The sequence below is a fragment of the Yersinia enterocolitica genome (assembly GCA_002082245.2).
GTDB classification, from domain to species: domain Bacteria; phylum Pseudomonadota; class Gammaproteobacteria; order Enterobacterales; family Enterobacteriaceae; genus Yersinia; species Yersinia enterocolitica_E.
Genome location: NBTC02000002.1, coordinates 2,409,456 through 2,427,065, shown reverse-complemented (window position 1 = coordinate 2,427,065; position 17,610 = coordinate 2,409,456). Strand labels below are relative to the sequence as shown.

The window sequence follows — 17,610 nt, the reverse complement described above, 5'->3', positions numbered from 1 at the left end:
TGGGATATGGCGGGGCAAGCTTCGGTAATATGCTGGCCGTGAGCTGTCATTGTTACAAATTAGCCTGTTATTACCACTTACTTACCTCTGCGGGATTAATCTGAATCTCACCCACCCCACACATCGGCTTCACATCTCTTACACCGCTGCCGTGCAGATAATTCATCACCCGTTATCATTAATGTGTACCCGAATGATTCGACAATAATGCATAAAGGAAGATAACGGATGAAACTGAAATACTTAATGTTGCCAGCGATGCTTTTTACCAGCAGTGTGCTGGCTGCAGGCGTTACTGTGACCATGAACGAAGCACTCCCTGAAGGTAATGGTAAAGCTCTGGGCACGGTGACAGTGACTGAAACACCTTATGGTTTATTGTTCACGCCCAATTTGACCGGGCTGGTGGCGGGGATTCATGGATTCCATCTGCATGAAAACCCAAGTTGTGCACCAGGGCAGAAAGACGGCAAACCCGTGCCAGCCCTTGCTGCTGGCGGCCATTTTGATCCACAAAAAACTGCCGTACACCTTGGCCCTTATAATGACAAAGGGCATCTGGGGGATTTGCCGGGACTGGTTGTGAATGCTGATGGCAGCGCGACTTATCAGGTATTGGCTCCACGGCTGAAATCACTCTCTGAACTGAAGCAGCATGCCCTGATGATCCATGCCGGTGGCGACAACTATGCCGATCATCCAATGCCGTTAGGCGGTGGTGGTGCGCGCATGGCTTGTGGCGTGATTGAGTAATACTCTGATACAGACAAACTGGCAGCATAAGCGTTGCCAGTTTGGTCACAGTCAGAGAATCTGCGATAATCGCCGATTGGCTTGAATGAATATAGAGAAACTGATGCTGTACCCGATTAATGAGATGTTCCAAACCTTGCAAGGCGAGGGTTACTTCACCGGTGTACCGGCGATCTTTGTGCGTTTGCAGGGCTGCCCGGTAGGTTGTAGCTGGTGCGATACCAAACACACTTGGGAAAAGGAAGCCGATCGGGAAGTCGATATGCAGCGCATTATGGTTAAAACCGCAGAAAGTGATGCCTGGGGGGAGGCCAGCGCACAGCAGCTATTAGATATTTTCTCTCAGCAGGGATATACCGCACGCCACGTTGTCATCACTGGTGGAGAACCCGCTATTTACGACTTGTTCCCCTTAACCTCATTGTTGGAGCAGGCCGGTTATAGCTGCCAGATTGAAACCAGCGGCACGCATGATGTGCGGTGTTCAGCGACGACCTGGGTGACGGTTTCGCCAAAAGTGAATATGCGCAGTGGCCTGAAAGTATTGCCTCAGGCATTGCAACGCGCCGATGAAATCAAACATCCGGTTGGCCGCATGCGTGATATCGAGGCATTAGAGGCACTGCTTGCCACGCTGGATGACGACAAAAAGCGGATTATTGCGCTACAACCCATCAGCCAGAAAGACGACGCCACTAAGCTCTGTATCGAAATTTGTATTGCCAAGAATTGGCGGTTGTCGATGCAGACGCATAAGTATTTAAATATCGCTTAATCCCCTTCGTCCTTGCCGCCGCAGCCGTGTTGCGGCGCTCATTCACCCAAATCACTTACTCATGTAAGCTCATTGGGATTCATTCACTTGCTGTCTTGCTGCAACATTAATGACTTTGGGGATCCCCTTCGTCCTTGCCGCCGCAGCCGTGTTGCGGCGCTCATTACTCGGCCCGTCCATGGGCCTCGCCTCTGTGAGGCCGCTGCAAGCAGCGTTCAAATCTGCTCCCGACAGATTTGTCACCCAAATCACTTACTCATGTAAGCTCATTGGGATTATGAGCCTTATAACAGGCTCACCCTGCGGGCCAGCGCATGCTGCCTTGCTGCAACATCAATGACTTTGGGGATCGATTTATTCGCCGCGATAAACGCAGCCCGCAGAACAGGTCTCTTTCACCATTACTGCGCTCAGTTCTGGTAGCTGCGGTTTAAGCTGTTGCCAAATCCAACTGGCCAGCACTTCACTGGTCGGGTTTTCCAAACCAGGAATATCATTCAGATAGTAGTGATCCAGTCGTTCCCAAATAGGTTTAAATGCTGCTTTCAGATCAGCAAAATCCATCACCCAGCCGGAGTGATCATCGACTTCACCGGTAACCTCGATACGGACCATAAATGAATGACCGTGCAAACGGCCACACTTATGACCTTCCGCAACATGGGGCAGTCGGTGAGCGGCTTCAAATTGAAAATCTTTAAATAGGGTGGTGCTCATAGTCCTGACCTTATTGACTCAAAAAACCGCCGCATAGTACCGGAAAGCACCTCTGCTGGCTATGAAAGCGCACAACGGGGAGCGCTTCTTGGCCCCTGCCAATCCAGTCTTTTACCCGTAGCTTACTGATTTATATGTAGACGTAGTAAATTAATAGCTTGATATGGGTTAGTGAAAATTTTCTTAATAAGTTGAACACTTTAACTCATATCCATTACCTGAAAAACCGCTTAGTCGTTTTGGTTATTTATTATTTCTATCGCTTCTTTAATTGTTATTATCGGGATGGTTAACCTTACAAACATTAAGAAATATGTGCTGAAAATAGATCGACTGACACTGGCTAAAGCTTAAGGGAATGCGTACTGCAATGACGACTCAGGTTCCTCCTACTTCTTTACTTCCGCTATCGCCGGAGCAGTTAGCCCGCTTACAGGCGGCGGTTGGTGAGTTTTCCCCAACCCAAATGGCATGGTTGTCCGGTTATTTCTGGGGCATGGTTAATCAACAGCCAGGTGTGGCTGCAACCCCAGCGGCAGTGGCTCCGCCAGCGCTGACGATTACCCTTATTTCTGCCTCTCAGACAGGTAATGCACGCCGCTTGGCGGAACAGCTACGTGATGACCTTCTGGCGGCTAAACTTAATGTCAATTTGGTCAATGCGGGTGATTATAAGTTTAAGCAAATTGCACAAGAACGCCTATTAATTGTCGTTGCCTCCACTCAGGGCGAAGGTGAACCCGCGGAAGAAGCGGTTGCATTGCACAAATACTTATTCTCTAAAAAAGCGCCTAAGTTGCCGGAAACCGCCTTTGCTGTGTTTGGATTAGGGGACACCTCTTACGAGCACTTTTGCCAAGCAGGTAAAGATTTCGACAGCAAATTGGCGGAACTTGGTGCTCAGCGCTTATTGGATCGTGTCGATGCGGATGTGGAATATCAGGAATCGGCACAGCAGTGGCGTCAGCAGATCGTTGCAGTGTTACAGGCTCGGGTGCCGGCACAATCGGCAACTGCGGCGGCGGTAACGCAAAGTGGTGTCGTGGATGAAATAACGTCCAGCCCATACAGCAAAACGGCACCACTGACCGCGCAATTATCGGTACAGCAGAAAGTGACAGGCCGTAACTCCGAAAAAGATGTCCGCCACATTGAAATAGATTTAGCCGATTCAGGTCTGCGTTACCAACCCGGTGATGCACTGGGGGTCTGGTTTGATAATGACCCGGCCCTGGTAGACGAGCTACTCGCTCTGTTGTGGCTTAAAGGCGACGAACAGGTCAGTGTCGACGGGCAGAATCTGCCACTGGCACAGGCATTGCGCAGCCATTTTGAACTGACACAAAATACGACGCTGATCGTTGATAAGTATGCGGCACTTTCCCGTGATGAGAAGCTGATTGCGCTGCTGGCAGATAAACCGGCGCTGCAACAATATGCCAAAAATACCCCGATCGTTGATATGGTTAGACAGGCCCCGTCTGATCTCAATGCTGATCAGTTGATTGCGCTGTTACGGCCACTGACGCCGCGTTTGTACTCCATTGCTTCCTCACAGGCTGAGACTGAAAACGAAGTACATATCACTGTGGGTGTGGTGCGCTATGACATTGATGGGCGACCACGTACTGGAGGGGCGTCAGGGTATTTGGCTGATCGGCTGGAAGTGGAGGGTGATATTCGTGTCTTTATCGAACATAACGATAACTTCCGCCTGCCTGCTAACCCGGAAACGCCAGTTATCATGATTGGCCCCGGTACCGGTATTGCACCTTTCCGCGCCTTTATGCAACAGCGTGAGGCCGATGGTGCGAGTGGCAAGAATTGGTTGTTCTTTGGCAACCCTCATTTCACCGAGGATTTCCTCTATCAGGTTGAATGGCAGCGCTATGTTAAAGACGGCTTGCTGACCCGCATTGATCTGGCTTGGTCGCGCGATCAGGCCCATAAAATATACGTACAAGACAAACTGCGTGCACAGGGCGCAGAACTGTGGAACTGGATACAACAAGGTGCCCACATTTACGTCTGTGGCGATGCTAACCGCATGGCCAAAGACGTTGAGCAGGTTTTACTGGACGTGGTGGCTCTGCACGGTGCAATGGATACCGAGCAGGCTGATGAATATTTAAGTGAGCTGCGCCTGGCGCGCCGTTATCAGCGGGATGTGTACTGATGAATGAAAAACACCCAGGACCATTAGTCGTTACTGGAAAACTGTCTGATGGCGAACGTATGAAGTCGGAAAGCAATTTCCTGCGTGGGACCATTGCCAAAGACTTGAATGACGGTCTAACGGGTGGTTTCAATGGCGACAACTTCCTGTTAATCCGCTTTCACGGTATGTACCAGCAGGATGACCGTGATATCCGCGCCGAACGCGCCGAGCAGAAGCTGGAACCACGTCATGCCATGATGCTACGTTGCCGCTTGCCGGGGGGGATTATTACCCCACAGCAATGGTTGGGAATTGATAAGTTTGCGGCGGATAACACCTTATACGGCAGTATCCGTATCACCAATCGCCAGACATTCCAGTTCCATGGCATTCTGAAAGGTAATGTTAAACCGGCCCATCAGTTGCTTAATCAATTGGGGCTGGATGCGTTGGCGACGGCAAACGATGTAAACCGTAATGTACTGTGTACGTCGAACCCGGTGGAATCGGTGCTACATCAGGAAGCCTACGAATGGGCGAAAAAGATTTCTGAGCATTTGCTGCCGCGTACTCGCGCTTATGCCGAAATTTGGTTGGATGCGGAAAAAGTGGCGACCACCGATGAGGAGCCGATTCTCGGCGCGACCTATTTACCGCGTAAATTTAAAACCACAGTTGTTATTCCGCCGCAAAATGATGTGGATCTACACGCCAACGATCTCAACTTTGTGGCTGTCGCTGATAAAGGCAAACTGATTGGTTTTAACGTGTTAGTAGGCGGTGGGTTATCCATTGCTCATGGTGATAAGAATACCTATCCCCGTAAAGCGAGTGAATTTGGTTACATTCCGCTGCAACACACGCTGGCTATCGCTGAAGCGGTTGTTACCACGCAGCGGGATTGGGGCAATCGTACTGATCGCAAAAATGCTAAAACCAAATATACGTTGGAGCGAGTAGGGGTAGAAACGTTCAAAGCGGAAGTTGAAAAGCGCGCAGGCGTCAGTTTCGGGGCTATTAAACCTTATCAATTTACTGGTCGTGGCGATCGTATTGGCTGGGTCAAAGGGATCGATAAAAAATGGCATTTAACCCTGTTTATCGAAAATGGCCGTTTGCTAGATTATCCTGGCCGTAGCCTGAAAACCGGTGTGGCAGAAATTGCTAAAATCCATCAGGGTGATTTCCGCTTAACTGCGAATCAGAACCTGATTGTGGCAGGGGTGCCGGAAAAAGATAAAGCCCGTATTGAGGCGCTGGCCCGTGAGCATGGCTTGATAGATGACAGTGTCAGCCCGCAGCGTGAGAACTCCATGGCGTGTGTTTCATTCCCAACCTGCCCATTGGCTATGGCAGAAGCTGAACGCTTCCTGCCAGAGTTTGTTACCCGTATTGAAGGTATTTTGCAGCAACACGGTTTGCCCAATGAACATATTGTGATGCGAGTTACTGGCTGCCCGAACGGCTGTGGCCGTGCTTTACTGGCAGAAGTAGGGCTGGTGGGTAAAGCCGTTGGTCGTTATAACCTGCATCTGGGTGGCAACCGGGAAGGCACTCGGATACCGCGGATGTATCGTGAAAACATCACCGAAGATGAAATTCTGTCAATTACCGATCAGTTGGTTGGGCGCTGGGCAAAAGAGCGCCATGCTGATGAAGGTTTCGGTGACTTTGTGATTCGCGTTGGTGTGATTGCTCCAGTGATTGATTCAGCCCGTGATTTTTATGACGTACAGGAGGCGGTGTGAGCCAATTTAACTTGAGTGAACTTAATGCCCTGCCGAAAGCAGAACAAGCGGCGGCACTGGCACTGGTTAACGGTCAACTTGAGCATTTAACCGCGCAAGAACGGGTGAGCTGGGCATTGGAAAATCTACCGGGCGAGTTTGTACTTTCTTCCAGCTTTGGTATTCAGGCCGCCGTTTGTTTGCATCTTGTTACGCGGCAACGTTCTGATATTCCAGTAATTATTACTGATACCGGTTACCTATTCCCAGAAACTTATCAGTTTATTGATGACTTGACTGAGAAGCTTCAACTTAACTTACAGGTATTTCGTGCCCCTCATAGCTCGGCTTGGCAGGAAGCCCGTTACGGTAAATTGTGGGAGCAAGGAGTCGAGGGTATTGAACGTTACAATGACCTGAACAAAGTGGAACCCATGAATCGGGCGTTGGAAACGCTGGGGGCTCAAACGTGGTTTGCTGGTCTTCGCCGTGAACAATCAGGCAGCCGGGCGCAGCTACCGGTGTTAGCCATTCAGCGCGGTGTCTTCAAGTTGCTACCGATTATCGATTGGGACAATCGGCAGATTTACCAATATCTGACTCAAAATGGCCTGAGCTATCACCCTCTTTGGGAACAGGGTTATTTATCGGTCGGGGATACTCACACCACCCGTAAATGGGAACCGGGAATGAGCGAAGAGGAAACTCGCTTCTTTGGTTTGAAACGCGAATGCGGCCTGCATGAAGGCTGAGGCTAATATCAACGCTATTGATAGCCCTGTGAGTGTTACAGCTCAGTGAGTGAAAAGTAGACCGCCCCCGATGGGCGCTCCGGCGATTGATGCGTAACGGCTACACCCAACTGCACGTTCTCCCTTTATTTGAATTTGTCTGTGGTCTGAGGGCGCTGCCTGCGCCCTCATTTTCATTATCTATTAGCTGATGATTCTCTCACGTGCCAATTCAGCCAGAAATTGGCTACGGTTCTTATAACCCCGGTGTGTGGCGATAAACTTATCAATGGCGGTCAGCAGATTTTGCGACATGGTCAGATTGAATTTGACCGCCTTACTTTCATATTTGGCCGGATCAATCTCAACAAACCCCAAAATCCCCCCTTCTTCTTTTAACCGGGGATCCCCAATGTAACGTTGTGGATCTTTCGGGGGCGTGGGTAATGGAAAACCTTCATCCATCAGTGCTTCAATATGAACAGCAAAGGCTTCTTCGGCATTTTTACTGATATCGGCAAAGGTATTGCCAGCAAAGAAACAACCGTCAAGATCGGGAAAATATCCATCGAATCCTTCAGTGGTACTGAAAATAAAAATAGGGTAGATCATGGTTAACTCCCTAAGCGTTTATACCCGCCATCATTCAAACCGTATGTGTGGAGGCGGTTCCCAGTGGGTGATTTCACACCTTCCAGCAACTTGAATGATTTAGGGTATGCGGCTTTGTTTAAATCAATTTAATTCCGGCAATCTGCTGAGCCTGCCGCAGAACACCTTTGGATGTATCCTTGCGCGGATGGGGCAGCGTAATGATCTTGCGTACACCCGGTTTGCACATCGTGACATGGCTACCGCCATTGGTTTTTTTACAACCCCTGATTTGCCAGCCCGTATCCTGCAATCGCTTTATTAATTCGCCACTCTCCATGTGACCTCCTGGTGAGTCGCTGGTGGGTATCATACCTACCAGCGAGATTGAGTCAATTAATTATGGGTGCCATACCCACCAAGAGTTATACGTGAAAAGCACGAAAAAGGGCGATCATAATGATCACCCTGACGTTGAATTTATTGGTTTTTATCGGTGTTTTGCGCGAAGTTACGCAAAGCCCATATTATTTTTTATCGGCAGCGAGCGCTTGTATCAGGGGCAACAATATTTTCACACTATCGTGTGAACGTTTACTAATACGACCCGGTAAGTACTTATCCAGATAATTTAAGTTATCTAGCTGGCTTTGATGACGGGTTATACCTTGAGGAAAGTGGCTACTGATGGCCCGTTGCTGACAACCCTCTTTGTTACCCAGGCTGTAGTTGCTTGCTTCGACAGACAACACCGGTAATCCGGCGCTATAGAAGATATTTTTATCCGCCCTACAGGGGGAGCTAATCTGGTTTTTAACTGTGGCGGCAGTAATGCCATACCGACGTGCCAACGCAAGTGCTTGATCCCTTGCAGCAATGGCTGTGGGCTGGTTACTGGCATTAAAATAGAGCCGGTCACCGGTTATCAGACTATCTAAGTTGATCACTAGCAGTGTGTTGGCTTTCTCCGTTTTACTCATTCGTTGCAGATAGTTCTCGGCACCTTGTGCACCTATCTCCTCGGCGCTGAGTGCCACAAAACGCAAATCATAGCGCAATGGTGTGTCTTTCAGATGTTCAGCCAGTTCCAGCATAACGCCGACCCCTGCCGCATTGTCATCGACCCCTTGTAGCGTCAGCCCACCCAGATTCTTATCTAAATCTTTATCACTTTGCGGTGTGTAGGTATCAAAGTGCGCCATGATAATTATCTGTTTCTGGTCATCCGCTTTGCCAGTCACCTGCTTTTTATCGAGAGTTGTCATGTTGCGAGCGGCAATCACCGAGGTGGCAGTCAGTGTGTGCCAGCTTGGTTTACCGTTTTTACTGGTATACAGATAACGGGTATTAAAACCCCGCAGGTTGCTTTGATAACCCATTTGCTGAAAACGGTGGTTGATATACTCAGCAGCCAGTAATTCTGCCGGGCTACCCGCCATACGGCCGGGAAAGTAGGTGCTGATATGGCGGATTTGTTGTTCAGCGATTCGACCAACGGCCTGAGTCGTAGCGGCATGCAACGGTAAGACGGTACTGAAACACAGGTTGAATAGTGCCCACTTTAGGCGACGGCGGGAAAACATACCGAAATATCCTTGTTATAGTCTGGGCCATGCCTCGCAGCATGGACAATACAGCTCTTTCCGGTGCTTAGTATGAAACTGTCTACACCAATAGACAATTTGTATACTTCCTAAAGTGTAGAAATTTTATGTCAGTAAGTAAGAAAATCGCCCTGAGTGCGAATTGGCTAACTTAGCTGCAAGCCATGCTGTTACGCCTATATATCATTATGGAACTTGTAATTACTTTTCGTCATTTCATAAGGCCATGCCCCCCCCCTATAGTCACCCTACGCTTTATCATGTAATTGAAGGACGTTGTGGACTATCTACCTCTATTTGCCGACTTGAAACAGCGCCCAGTATTGGTTGTTGGCGGCGGCGAAGTCGCTGCGCGAAAAATTGAATTACTCCACCGCGCGGGTGCACAGGTGAGGGTAGTGGCACAGACTCTTTCATCTGAACTGGAACAACAGCATCAGGATGGCCGCATTAACTGGCTGGCAAAGGTTTTCTTGCCGGAACAGTTGGATGATGTTTTTTTGGTGATTGCCGCCACGAACGATACCGTGCTGAATGCCGCTGTTTTTACTGCTGCGGATCAGCGACATCTTTTGGCTAACGTGGTTGATGACCAACCCCGCTGCTCGTTTATCTTCCCGTCGATTGTCGATCGCTCCCCTCTGGTGGTGGCTATCTCCTCTGCCGGTCAAGCTCCGGTGCTGGCGCGTTTACTACGTGAGAAGTTAGAGGCCCTGCTACCGGCCAGCCTGAGTGATATGGCCGCCGTTGCCGGGCGCTGGCGTGGTCGGGTTAAACAGCATATCGCCTCGATGGGAGAGCGCCGTCGCTTTTGGGAAAATGCGTTTAGTGGCCGCTTTGCGAGTCTGATTAGCCGTGGTCAGTTAGCCCAAGCCGAAGAGGAATTACAACGAGAGCTGGAGGGGCAGCGCAGCACTCAGGGTGAGGTTGCTTTGGTGGGGGCGGGGCCTGGTTGTGCAGGTTTGCTGACATTACGTGGTCTGCAAGTGATTCAGCAGGCTGATGTGGTGTTATATGACCATTTAGTCAGCCCGGAAGTGTTGGATCTGGTACGGCGTGACGCTGAACGTATCTGTGTCGGCAAACGGGCAGGAGCACACTCGGTAGCACAGGAAGAAACCAATCAATTACTTGTCTCGCTGGCGCAGCAGGGGAAACGGGTAGTGCGGCTGAAAGGCGGTGATCCGTTTATCTTTGGCCGTGGTGGTGAAGAGCTGCAAATGCTGGCGCGTGCGGGCATCGCGTTTCAGGTGGTGCCGGGAGTGACGGCGGCAAGTGGGGCGACAGCCTATGCGGGTATCCCCCTGACGCATCGTGACTATGCTCAGAGCGTGACCTTTATTACCGGGCATTGCCGCGCCGATGGCGATGATTTGGATTGGCAGGCACTGGCTCGAGGCCGCCAAACTTTGGCGATTTATATGGGAACAGTGAAAGCCGCCGAGATTAGCCGTCAGCTCATAGCCCATGGTCGGGCAAGCACCACCCCTGTAGCGGTAATTGGCCGGGGAACCCGTGCTGACCAACAAGTTCTGACGGGCACACTGGCCCAACTGGAATCATTAGCACATCAGGCGCCGACCCCAGCACTGCTGGTTATCGGTGAAGTGGTGGATTTACATCACCAAATCGCCTGGTTTGGGCAACAACCACAGACTGAACAGGCTATCAGCCCGTCAGTCGTGAATTTGGCATAAAGGATCTGTTATGGACGAAAAACGACTCACTCATTTGCGGCAATTGGAGGCGGAGAGTATCCATATCATCCGTGAAGTGGCCGCTGAATTCGGTAATCCGGTGATGCTCTATTCTATCGGTAAGGATTCCTCTGTGATGCTGCATTTGGCGCGCAAGGCATTCTTCCCCGGTAATTTGCCATTCCCGTTATTGCATGTGGATACCGGTTGGAAATTTCGCGAGATGTATGAATTTCGCGACCGTACCGCTAAAGCATTTGGCTGCGAGCTACTGGTCCACCGCAACCCGGAAGGGGTAGCGATGGGCATTAACCCGTTTGTTCACGGCAGCGCCAAACACACTGATATCATGAAAACCGAAGGCTTGAAGCAAGCGCTGAACAAATACGGTTTTGATGCTGCATTTGGTGGCGCCCGGCGTGACGAAGAGAAATCCCGCGCCAAAGAGCGTATTTATTCGTTCCGTGACCGCTTCCATCGCTGGGATCCAAAAAATCAGCGCCCGGAACTGTGGCACAACTACAACGGCCAAATTAACAAAGGCGAAAGTATCCGCGTGTTCCCGCTGTCCAACTGGACTGAGCTGGATATTTGGCAATATATCTTCTTGGAAAAAATCGACATTGTTCCACTGTATCTGGCAAAGCCTCGTCCGGTGGTTGAGCGTGATGGCATGTTACTGATGGTGGATGACGACCGAATTGATTTACAACCGGGTGAAGTCATTACTCAGAAGATGGTGCGTTTTCGCACCTTGGGCTGTTGGCCATTGACTGGCGCGGTAGAGTCCGAGGCTGAAACTTTACCTGCCATCATCGAAGAGATGCTTATCTCTACTACCAGTGAACGCCAGGGTCGAATGATCGACCGTGACCAATCCGGCTCGATGGAGCTTAAAAAGCGTCAGGGATATTTCTGAGGAGCGCCCAATGAGCACGAAATTACAAGATCAGCCCGTTGTTGATGAGCTGCCAGTTTCAGAGAACAAATCGATGATTTTACAAAACACCTCTATCGCCCAGCAGATTGCCAACGAGGGGGGAGTAGAAGCTTACCTGCATGCCCAACAGCATAAAACGATGTTGCGTTTTCTGACCTGCGGCAGTGTGGATGACGGTAAGAGCACCCTGATTGGGCGTTTACTGCATGATACCCGCCAAATCTATGAAGATCAGTTATCAACGCTGCACACTGACAGTAAACGTATTGGCACTCAGGGTGAAAAATTGGATTTGGCGTTATTGGTTGATGGCTTGCAGGCCGAGCGTGAGCAGGGCATCACCATTGATGTGGCTTATCGCTATTTCTCAACCGAGAAACGCAAATTTATCATCGCAGATACGCCTGGGCATGAGCAATACACCCGCAATATGGCGACCGGGGCTTCTACCTGCGATCTGGCGATTTTGTTGATCGATGCCCGCAAAGGGGTGTTGGATCAAACTCGCCGTCACAGCTTTATCGCTACATTGCTGGGGATCCGCCATTTGGTAGTGGCGGTGAATAAGATGGATTTGGTGGAATATCAGGAAAGCGTCTTCGAACAATTTAAAGAAGATTACCTGAGTTTTGCCGAGCAATTACCCACGGATCTCGACATCAAGTTTGTCCCTCTATCTGCGCTGGATGGCGATAATGTGGCATCACCGAGCGAGAAAATGAATTGGTATTCCGGCCCGACACTACTGGAAGTGCTGGAAAGTGTTGATGTGGTCAATGCCAGCCGGCAGCAGCCGCTGCGCTTCCCGGTGCAGTATGTTAACCGGCCAAACCTGGATTTTCGTGGTTATTCTGGCACCTTGTCTGCCGGTGTGGTGCGCGTTGGGCAGAGAGTAAAAGTGCTGCCGTCCGGTGTGGAATCAAGTGTGGCGCGCATTGTTACTTTTGATGGTGACTTGGAGCAAGCCATCCCTGGCGAAGCCATAACCTTGGTGCTGACTGATGAAGTGGATATCAGCCGTGGCGATTTATTGGTTGATGCCAGTGAAACCTTAACAGCGGCGCAAAATGCGCTGGTGGATGTGGTGTGGATGGCGGAACAGCCGTTAGTGGCTGGACAAAGTTATGACATCAAAGTAGCGGGGAAAAAGACCCGTGCGCGGGTGGAAAATATTCAATATCAGGTGGAAATCAACTCATTGACCCAGCGGGTAGTTGACAGCCTGCCGCTTAATGGTATTGGTTTGGTTGAACTGGCATTTGATGAACCGCTGGTGCTCGACAGCTATCAACGCAACCGGGATACCGGTGGCATGATCTTTATTGATCGGCTGACTAATGTCACTGTTGGTGCGGGGTTAATCCGCGAAACGCTGGCGTCGGTTTATCAGGAAAATACTGAATTCAGTACGTTTGAGCTAGAACTGAATGCTTTGGTTCGCCGCCATTTCCCACACTGGGGCGCGCGTGATCTGTTAGGGGGTAAATAACTTGTACGCCGATCCGTTGAAAACGCATGATGTTAATGAATCGGGCGCTCTGCCAGCTGATGAGAATATCATCTGGCATCCCCATGCGGTGACCCGAGAGGATCGGGAGCAACAGCATGGGCACCAAGGGGTGGTGCTGTGGTTTACCGGTTTATCTGGCTCAGGGAAATCTACCCTTGCCGGTGCGCTGGAACAGGCACTGTTTGCTCGCGGTGTTAGCACTTACTTACTGGATGGCGACAATGTGCGCCATGGTTTATGCCGTGATTTGGGTTTTTCTGATACTGACCGGCGCGAGAATATTCGTCGCGTCGGGGAGGTGGCCAAACTGATGGTAGATGCCGGGTTGGTGGTGCTGACGGCGTTTATCTCACCTCATCGGGTTGAGCGGGAAATGGTGCGCGATATGTTGGCATCAGGCCAGTTTATTGAGGTATTTGTCGATACACCGTTGGCTATTTGTGAGGCCCGTGACCCTAAAGGTTTGTACAAAAAAGCCCGTGCTGGCGAGCTGAAAAATTTTACTGGCATCGACTCTATTTATGAATCACCCGAACACGCTGATATTCATTTGCCGGGTGAACAATTAGTAACAAATTTGATTGAACAATTGTTAGACGTACTGCGTGGTCGAGCTATTATCAAATCCTAAATGATACCCTTTGTACTTGAAGCTACAGGGCCGTTAGCTGCACGCATTCACCCGAATCACTTGACTGTGTAAGCGCATCGGGATGTATTAGCTTGCTGCCTACCTGTAACGCTAATTACGCTGGGTATCTATACTAATGGCTATCGGCAAAACGCCCTTAGAGCGTGCTGGTAAACTGTGCCCACAGGATTGCTATGCAGAATATCACCCAAATTATTATCGACGAACAGCGGGAAAGGGAGGAGCCGTCATACTCCTTTCTCGGTGGCGTTACAGGCTTTGTTTTCTATTGGCTGGCGTTTGCGATACCTTTCTTTGTCTATGGTCCCAATACCGTCTTCTTCCTGCTGTACACTTGGCCGTTCTTTCTGGCCCTGATGCCGGTTTCAGTGTTGGTAGGTATTGCCTTGAGTGTGTTATCGCGCGGTAATCTCTTATTTACCATTGGTGGGAGTGGTATTGCAGTATTGTGTTTATTCTGGATGCTGTTTTCATTTCTTACTGGTTGGTGAGCAAATCGGCGGGCTATTCGGTTTCACCTGATAATAACCCGCTTCAATTTGTAACATCTTCAATGGGTAACCGTTTACCCTTGCGCTGAAAGCACCTTACTGAGAAATGCCTGAGTTCGCGGATTAGTAGGGGCGGTAAAGATTTTTTCCGGTTGCCCCTCTTCCTGTATCACCCCTTGATCAATAAACAGCACCCGGTCGGCCACATCTCGGGCAAAGCCCATTTCATGAGTCACTACCACCATGGTCATCCCTTCCAGTGCTAATGCTTTCATCACCGCTAGCACTTCACCGACTAACTCCGGGTCCAGTGCTGAAGTCGGTTCGTCAAACAACATGATTTTAGGTTCCATTGCCAAGGCTCGGGCAATGGCAACGCGTTGCTGTTGACCGCCAGAAAGACTGCTGGGATAGGCATCAATCTTATCGAGTAATCCCACCTTGCGTAACAACAATTCAGCCCGTTCTATGGCTTGTGCTCGTGGCAGCTTTTTAACATCCATAGGTGCCATGGTTAGGTTTTCCAACACCGTCATATGAGGGAAGAGATTAAAACGTTGGAACACCATGCCGACACTTTCGCGCATCCGGTTGAGATCGGTTTTCGGCTTATGGATCTCAAAACCATTAACGGTTATTTCTCCCCCGGATAACGTCTCCAACGCATTAATACAGCGCAAAAAGGTGCTTTTACCCGAACCGGATGGGCCAATGATGCAAACCACTTCTTTTGGCTGAATATCGCAAGAAATGCCACGCAACACATGGGTTTCGCCAAATTGTTTTTGTAGGTTATGTACGTGAATCACTTTTACCGAACCTCTTTTCCATATGCCGCACTAATAGCGAAAGTAAGAATGTGATAACCCAATAAACCAGTGAGATAGTCAGGTAGGGTTCCCAATAAGTCGCATAGGCACCAGAAACGGTGCGAGCAGCATAGGCTAAGTCAGCCAGGCCAATCGCAGAGGCCAGCGATGAATCTTTTACGATAGCGATGGCATTGTTACCCAGTGGCGGTAACATCCGGCGGAAAGCCTGAGGCAGAATAACCTTGCGCATCGTTTTGCCGTAGCTCATTCCCAATGAGCGCGAGGCTTCCATCTGGCCGCGATCAATTGACTGAATACCCGCGCGGAAAATCTCAGAAACATAAGCACCCGCGTTCAGCGTGATAGCCACGACACAGGATAAAAAAGCACCGTAATCTGAGCGCAGCATTCTGGCAAAATCAGAAGACATAATGCCATTGGTGACCAGAATGCCATCCCGTGGGTTAATAAACAGTGGCACCAGCGCGAAATGCACCACCATTATCTGCACAAATAAGGGGGTGCCGCGAATAGCACTAATATAGATGCGTACTGGCCATTGAACGAAATAGTACAATACTGGCTTCCAGATACCGTGAGGCGCTTGCGCCAGACGGCCCAGACCGAGGGTTAACCCCCAGGTTGTGCCCAAAATCACACAGATAATGGTGCACTTAATTGTCATCCAGGCACCGTCCATAAACAGTGGGGCGTATTCCTGAATGATTTCCCAACGAAATCCTGACATAGGGTGATCCGGTCAATCAAGCCACCGCGCATTCACGCAGCGGTGGCGTATATAAGAAAGGGTTATTTTGCTGGCTGGGTTGCGGCTGGCAGTGTTGGTACCTGTGCATCAAACCATTTTTCATAGATTTTGGCGTAAGTGCCGTCAGCAATGATTTTCTGCAAACCACTGTTGATTTTGGTGCGCAATTCTTCATTACCTTTCGCCACCGCAATACCGAAATATTGGCGCTCAAACTTGGTATCGGAAACCAGTTCAAATTCTTTTTCCGGGTGAGTTTTCAGGTAGAACTTGGCGACACCTACATCACCTACGGCGGCAGCGATGCCATCTTCGTAGAGTTCTTGCAGCATCAGTGGCGTGTTATCAAAGCGTTTGATCGCAGTGCTGTTTTTACCCAGAACATCGGATACCACGATGTCGCCGGTGCTTGAGTTCACCACGCCAACATTCAGATCTTTCAGTGCCGCAATGGAATCAACTTTAGAGCCTTTAGCCACGACGATAGTTTGTTCGGCAGGGAAATAAGGATCTGAAAAATCAACCATTTGTTTACGTTTATCGGTAATGGTGATACCCGAAATGATGATATCGCGATCACCGGAGCCTAATGTGGCAAAAATCCCTTCCCAAGGCGTATTCACCAATTTGACCTGAAAACCTTCAGCTTTACCGATAGCTTTGATGATATCTATATCAAAACCTTCCAGTTGTTTTTGGCTATTTTCATACTCAAATGGGCGGTAGGTACCACCGGAACCGACAACATAAGTCGGCTCGGCTGCAACAACGCTACCCGCAGACAATACGGCGGCCAGACAAGTTCCGACCAGCATTAAACGTTTAAACATGTGAATCTCCCGGTAAAAAGTAGCAACGAGTTAAGGTACATTTTTTATTTATGCAGTTTGAGTGCATAAAAATAAACTTTTATACATATAAACTCAACTGTAATGGGGTTTATTTGTTTTTGACGAGATTAAATATGCATTTTTAACTTGAGTGTTGGTATAAGCTAATGCCAAAAACAGTTTTTGCAGTGTTTATCTCTGCATGATTTGCAGGGGGGCAATAAGAGGTAGTGACAGCAGGACTTACCGTGCACTCAAAACCAGCAACTAATGACATTTTGTAGATTTGCATGGTATTTTTGCCGGAAATCATCCTTAATCTGAGCTTTATGACCTATTTCCTTCACAGAGTGGAGTCCGACGAAAAGTTGTGGGATGATTATACCCGTCATACTTCAAGTTGCATGTGTGTTGGCTGTCTTCGTTCACCCCAGTCACTTACTTGTGTAAGCTCCTGAGGACTCGCTCAGTTGCTGCCTTCCTGCAACTCGAATTATTTACGGTATAGGCAGTTTTTCAGGGGGCGGGAATGGGAAAACTTACACTACTATTGCTGATTTTACTTGGCTGGTTACAGTATTCACTGTGGTTGGGCAAGAATGGTGTTCATGATTTTGTTCGGGTTAAGGATGACGTGGCGCTGCAAGAGGCCAATAACGGCAAACTTAAAGCTCGGAACGATCAGCTATTTGCTGAAATTGATGATTTAAATGGTGGTCAAGAGGCTATCGAAGAACGCGCACGTAACGAACTGGGCATGATCAAGCCTGGCGAAAGTTTCTATCGTCTGGTTCCTGACCAATCCAGACGTAATGCGGGTATCCCTTCGTCGTCAAATAACGCGCAATAATAA

At 49.4% G+C, this 17,610-nt stretch carries 19 protein-coding genes and 1 pseudogene; 12 read left to right on the top strand and 8 right to left on the bottom strand.

What is annotated here, in order from left to right:
- Window positions 1-228 precede the first annotated feature (228 nt).
- Both A6J66_012615 and A6J66_012610 read left to right on the top strand, forming a co-directional pair.
- A complete protein-coding gene (locus A6J66_012615; protein PNM24951.1) occupies window positions 229-753 on the top strand; it encodes a superoxide dismutase [Cu-Zn] SodC1 in 525 nt (174 codons plus the stop codon).
- A gap of 103 nt (window positions 754-856) precedes the next feature.
- Entirely contained in the window at window positions 857-1,528 is a 672-nt protein-coding gene (locus A6J66_012610) for a 7-carboxy-7-deazaguanine synthase QueE (GenBank protein PNM24950.1), read from the top strand.
- A gap of 69 nt (window positions 1,529-1,597) precedes the next feature.
- Here the strand turns inward: A6J66_012610 and A6J66_012605 are convergent, their stop codons facing one another.
- Together A6J66_012605 and queD are read right to left on the bottom strand one after the other, a co-directional pair.
- Window positions 1,598-1,780, bottom strand: coding sequence for a hypothetical protein (locus A6J66_012605; GenBank protein PNM24949.1), 183 nt, complete (start codon window positions 1,778-1,780; stop codon window positions 1,598-1,600).
- Window positions 1,781-1,882: 102 nt separating this feature from the next.
- Entirely contained in the window at window positions 1,883-2,245 is a 363-nt protein-coding gene (gene queD, locus A6J66_012600; protein PNM24948.1) for a 6-carboxytetrahydropterin synthase QueD, read from the bottom strand.
- A 370-nt stretch (window positions 2,246-2,615) separates the two neighbouring features.
- On the opposite strand from queD, the gene cysJ reads away from it, so the two are divergent.
- From cysJ to A6J66_012585, 3 genes are read left to right on the top strand one after another with little or no spacing between them, the layout of a single operon-like run.
- A complete protein-coding gene (cysJ, locus tag A6J66_012595; protein ID PNM24947.1) occupies window positions 2,616-4,421 on the top strand; it encodes an NADPH-dependent assimilatory sulfite reductase flavoprotein subunit in 1,806 nt (601 codons plus the stop codon).
- The gene (locus tag A6J66_012590; protein PNM24946.1) at window positions 4,421-6,151 is read left to right on the top strand and encodes an NADPH-dependent assimilatory sulfite reductase hemoprotein subunit; all 1,731 of its coding nucleotides are present in this window, start codon (window positions 4,421-4,423) and stop codon (window positions 6,149-6,151) included. The genes cysJ and A6J66_012590 overlap by 1 nt, the downstream gene beginning before the upstream one ends.
- Window positions 6,148-6,882: a phosphoadenylyl-sulfate reductase gene (locus A6J66_012585; GenBank protein PNM24945.1), complete on the top strand. Its 735-nt coding sequence runs from the start codon at window positions 6,148-6,150 to the stop codon at window positions 6,880-6,882. The genes A6J66_012590 and A6J66_012585 overlap by 4 nt, the downstream gene beginning before the upstream one ends.
- 183 nt (window positions 6,883-7,065) lie before the next feature.
- Here A6J66_012585 and A6J66_012580 read toward each other — a convergent pair whose 3' ends face one another.
- Both A6J66_012580 and A6J66_012575 read right to left on the bottom strand, forming a co-directional pair.
- Entirely contained in the window at window positions 7,066-7,473 is a 408-nt protein-coding gene (locus tag A6J66_012580; GenBank protein ID PNM24944.1) for a HicB family protein, read from the bottom strand.
- A 118-nt stretch (window positions 7,474-7,591) separates the two neighbouring features.
- Window positions 7,592-7,792, bottom strand: a complete 201-nt coding sequence (locus A6J66_012575; GenBank protein PNM24943.1) for a type II toxin-antitoxin system HicA family toxin — start codon at window positions 7,790-7,792, stop codon at window positions 7,592-7,594.
- A gap of 22 nt (window positions 7,793-7,814) precedes the next feature.
- On the opposite strand from A6J66_012575, the pseudogene A6J66_012570 reads away from it, so the two are divergent.
- A pseudogene (locus A6J66_012570) lies at window positions 7,815-8,082 on the top strand (hypothetical protein).
- Here A6J66_012570 and A6J66_012565 read toward each other — a convergent pair.
- Window positions 7,980-9,035: an aminopeptidase gene (locus A6J66_012565; protein ID PNM24942.1), complete on the bottom strand. Its 1,056-nt coding sequence runs from the start codon at window positions 9,033-9,035 to the stop codon at window positions 7,980-7,982. The pseudogene A6J66_012570 and the gene A6J66_012565 overlap by 103 nt on opposite strands.
- Before the next feature lie 299 nt (window positions 9,036-9,334).
- Between A6J66_012565 and cobA the strand changes: the two genes are divergently transcribed.
- From cobA to A6J66_012540, 5 genes are all read left to right on the top strand, one after another.
- Window positions 9,335-10,753: a uroporphyrinogen-III C-methyltransferase gene (gene cobA / locus A6J66_012560; protein PNM24941.1), complete on the top strand. Its 1,419-nt coding sequence runs from the start codon at window positions 9,335-9,337 to the stop codon at window positions 10,751-10,753.
- A 10-nt stretch (window positions 10,754-10,763) separates the two neighbouring features.
- Window positions 10,764-11,672, top strand: a complete 909-nt coding sequence (locus tag A6J66_012555; protein ID PNM24940.1) for a sulfate adenylyltransferase subunit CysD — start codon at window positions 10,764-10,766, stop codon at window positions 11,670-11,672.
- Between the two features lie 73 nt (window positions 11,673-11,745).
- Window positions 11,746-13,182 (top strand): sulfate adenylyltransferase subunit CysN, encoded by a 1,437-nt coding sequence (locus tag A6J66_012550; GenBank protein PNM26995.1) that lies wholly within the window; start codon window positions 11,746-11,748, stop codon window positions 13,180-13,182.
- 49 nt (window positions 13,183-13,231) lie between these two features.
- Window positions 13,232-13,834, top strand: coding sequence for an adenylyl-sulfate kinase (gene cysC / locus A6J66_012545; GenBank protein PNM26996.1), 603 nt, complete (start codon window positions 13,232-13,234; stop codon window positions 13,832-13,834).
- Between the two features lie 194 nt (window positions 13,835-14,028).
- Complete coding sequence (locus A6J66_012540) at window positions 14,029-14,346, top strand: DUF3561 domain-containing protein (protein PNM24939.1); 318 nt, start codon at window positions 14,029-14,031, stop codon at window positions 14,344-14,346.
- 74 nt (window positions 14,347-14,420) lie between these two features.
- On the opposite strand, the gene A6J66_012535 is transcribed toward A6J66_012540, so the two are convergent.
- From A6J66_012535 to A6J66_012525, 3 genes are all read right to left on the bottom strand, one after another.
- Window positions 14,421-15,155 carry an amino acid ABC transporter ATP-binding protein gene (locus A6J66_012535; protein ID PNM24938.1) on the bottom strand — a complete coding sequence of 245 codons (735 nt, stop codon included), beginning with the start codon at window positions 15,153-15,155 and terminating at the stop codon, window positions 14,421-14,423.
- Window positions 15,139-15,906, bottom strand: coding sequence for an amino acid ABC transporter permease (locus A6J66_012530; protein PNM24937.1), 768 nt, complete (start codon window positions 15,904-15,906; stop codon window positions 15,139-15,141). Before A6J66_012530 ends, A6J66_012535 begins: the two co-directional genes overlap by 17 nt.
- Before the next feature lie 62 nt (window positions 15,907-15,968).
- Window positions 15,969-16,757: a basic amino acid ABC transporter substrate-binding protein gene (locus tag A6J66_012525; protein ID PNM24936.1), complete on the bottom strand. Its 789-nt coding sequence runs from the start codon at window positions 16,755-16,757 to the stop codon at window positions 15,969-15,971.
- Window positions 16,758-17,286: 529 nt separating this feature from the next.
- Here A6J66_012525 and A6J66_012520 point away from each other — a divergent pair.
- A complete protein-coding gene (locus A6J66_012520; protein PNM24935.1) occupies window positions 17,287-17,607 on the top strand; it encodes a cell division protein FtsB in 321 nt (106 codons plus the stop codon).
- The last annotated feature ends 3 nt before the right edge of the window (window positions 17,608-17,610 follow it).

What these genes read in the sequence shown, in the direction of transcription:
- A6J66_012520 (PNM24935.1), top strand. Translation starts at nt 17,287, where the DNA reads ATGGGAAAACTTACACTACTATTGCTGATTTTACTTGGCTGGTTACAG.
- A6J66_012565 (PNM24942.1), bottom strand. Translation starts at nt 9,035, where the DNA reads ATGTTTTCCCGCCGTCGCCTAAAGTGGGCACTATTCAACCTGTGTTTC.
- A6J66_012575 (PNM24943.1), bottom strand. Translation starts at nt 7,792, where the DNA reads ATGGAGAGTGGCGAATTAATAAAGCGATTGCAGGATACGGGCTGGCAA.
- A6J66_012525 (PNM24936.1), bottom strand. Translation starts at nt 16,757, where the DNA reads ATGTTTAAACGTTTAATGCTGGTCGGAACTTGTCTGGCCGCCGTATTG.
- A6J66_012590 (PNM24946.1), top strand. Translation starts at nt 4,421, where the DNA reads ATGAATGAAAAACACCCAGGACCATTAGTCGTTACTGGAAAACTGTCT.
- A6J66_012610 (PNM24950.1), top strand. Translation starts at nt 857, where the DNA reads ATGCTGTACCCGATTAATGAGATGTTCCAAACCTTGCAAGGCGAGGGT.
- A6J66_012550 (PNM26995.1), top strand. Translation starts at nt 11,746, where the DNA reads ATGATTTTACAAAACACCTCTATCGCCCAGCAGATTGCCAACGAGGGG.
- A6J66_012530 (PNM24937.1), bottom strand. Translation starts at nt 15,906, where the DNA reads ATGTCAGGATTTCGTTGGGAAATCATTCAGGAATACGCCCCACTGTTT.
- A6J66_012580 (PNM24944.1), bottom strand. Translation starts at nt 7,473, where the DNA reads ATGATCTACCCTATTTTTATTTTCAGTACCACTGAAGGATTCGATGGA.
- A6J66_012540 (PNM24939.1), top strand. Translation starts at nt 14,029, where the DNA reads ATGCAGAATATCACCCAAATTATTATCGACGAACAGCGGGAAAGGGAG.
- A6J66_012555 (PNM24940.1), top strand. Translation starts at nt 10,764, where the DNA reads ATGGACGAAAAACGACTCACTCATTTGCGGCAATTGGAGGCGGAGAGT.
- queD (PNM24948.1), bottom strand. Translation starts at nt 2,245, where the DNA reads ATGAGCACCACCCTATTTAAAGATTTTCAATTTGAAGCCGCTCACCGA.
- cysJ (PNM24947.1), top strand. Translation starts at nt 2,616, where the DNA reads ATGACGACTCAGGTTCCTCCTACTTCTTTACTTCCGCTATCGCCGGAG.
- A6J66_012615 (PNM24951.1), top strand. Translation starts at nt 229, where the DNA reads ATGAAACTGAAATACTTAATGTTGCCAGCGATGCTTTTTACCAGCAGT.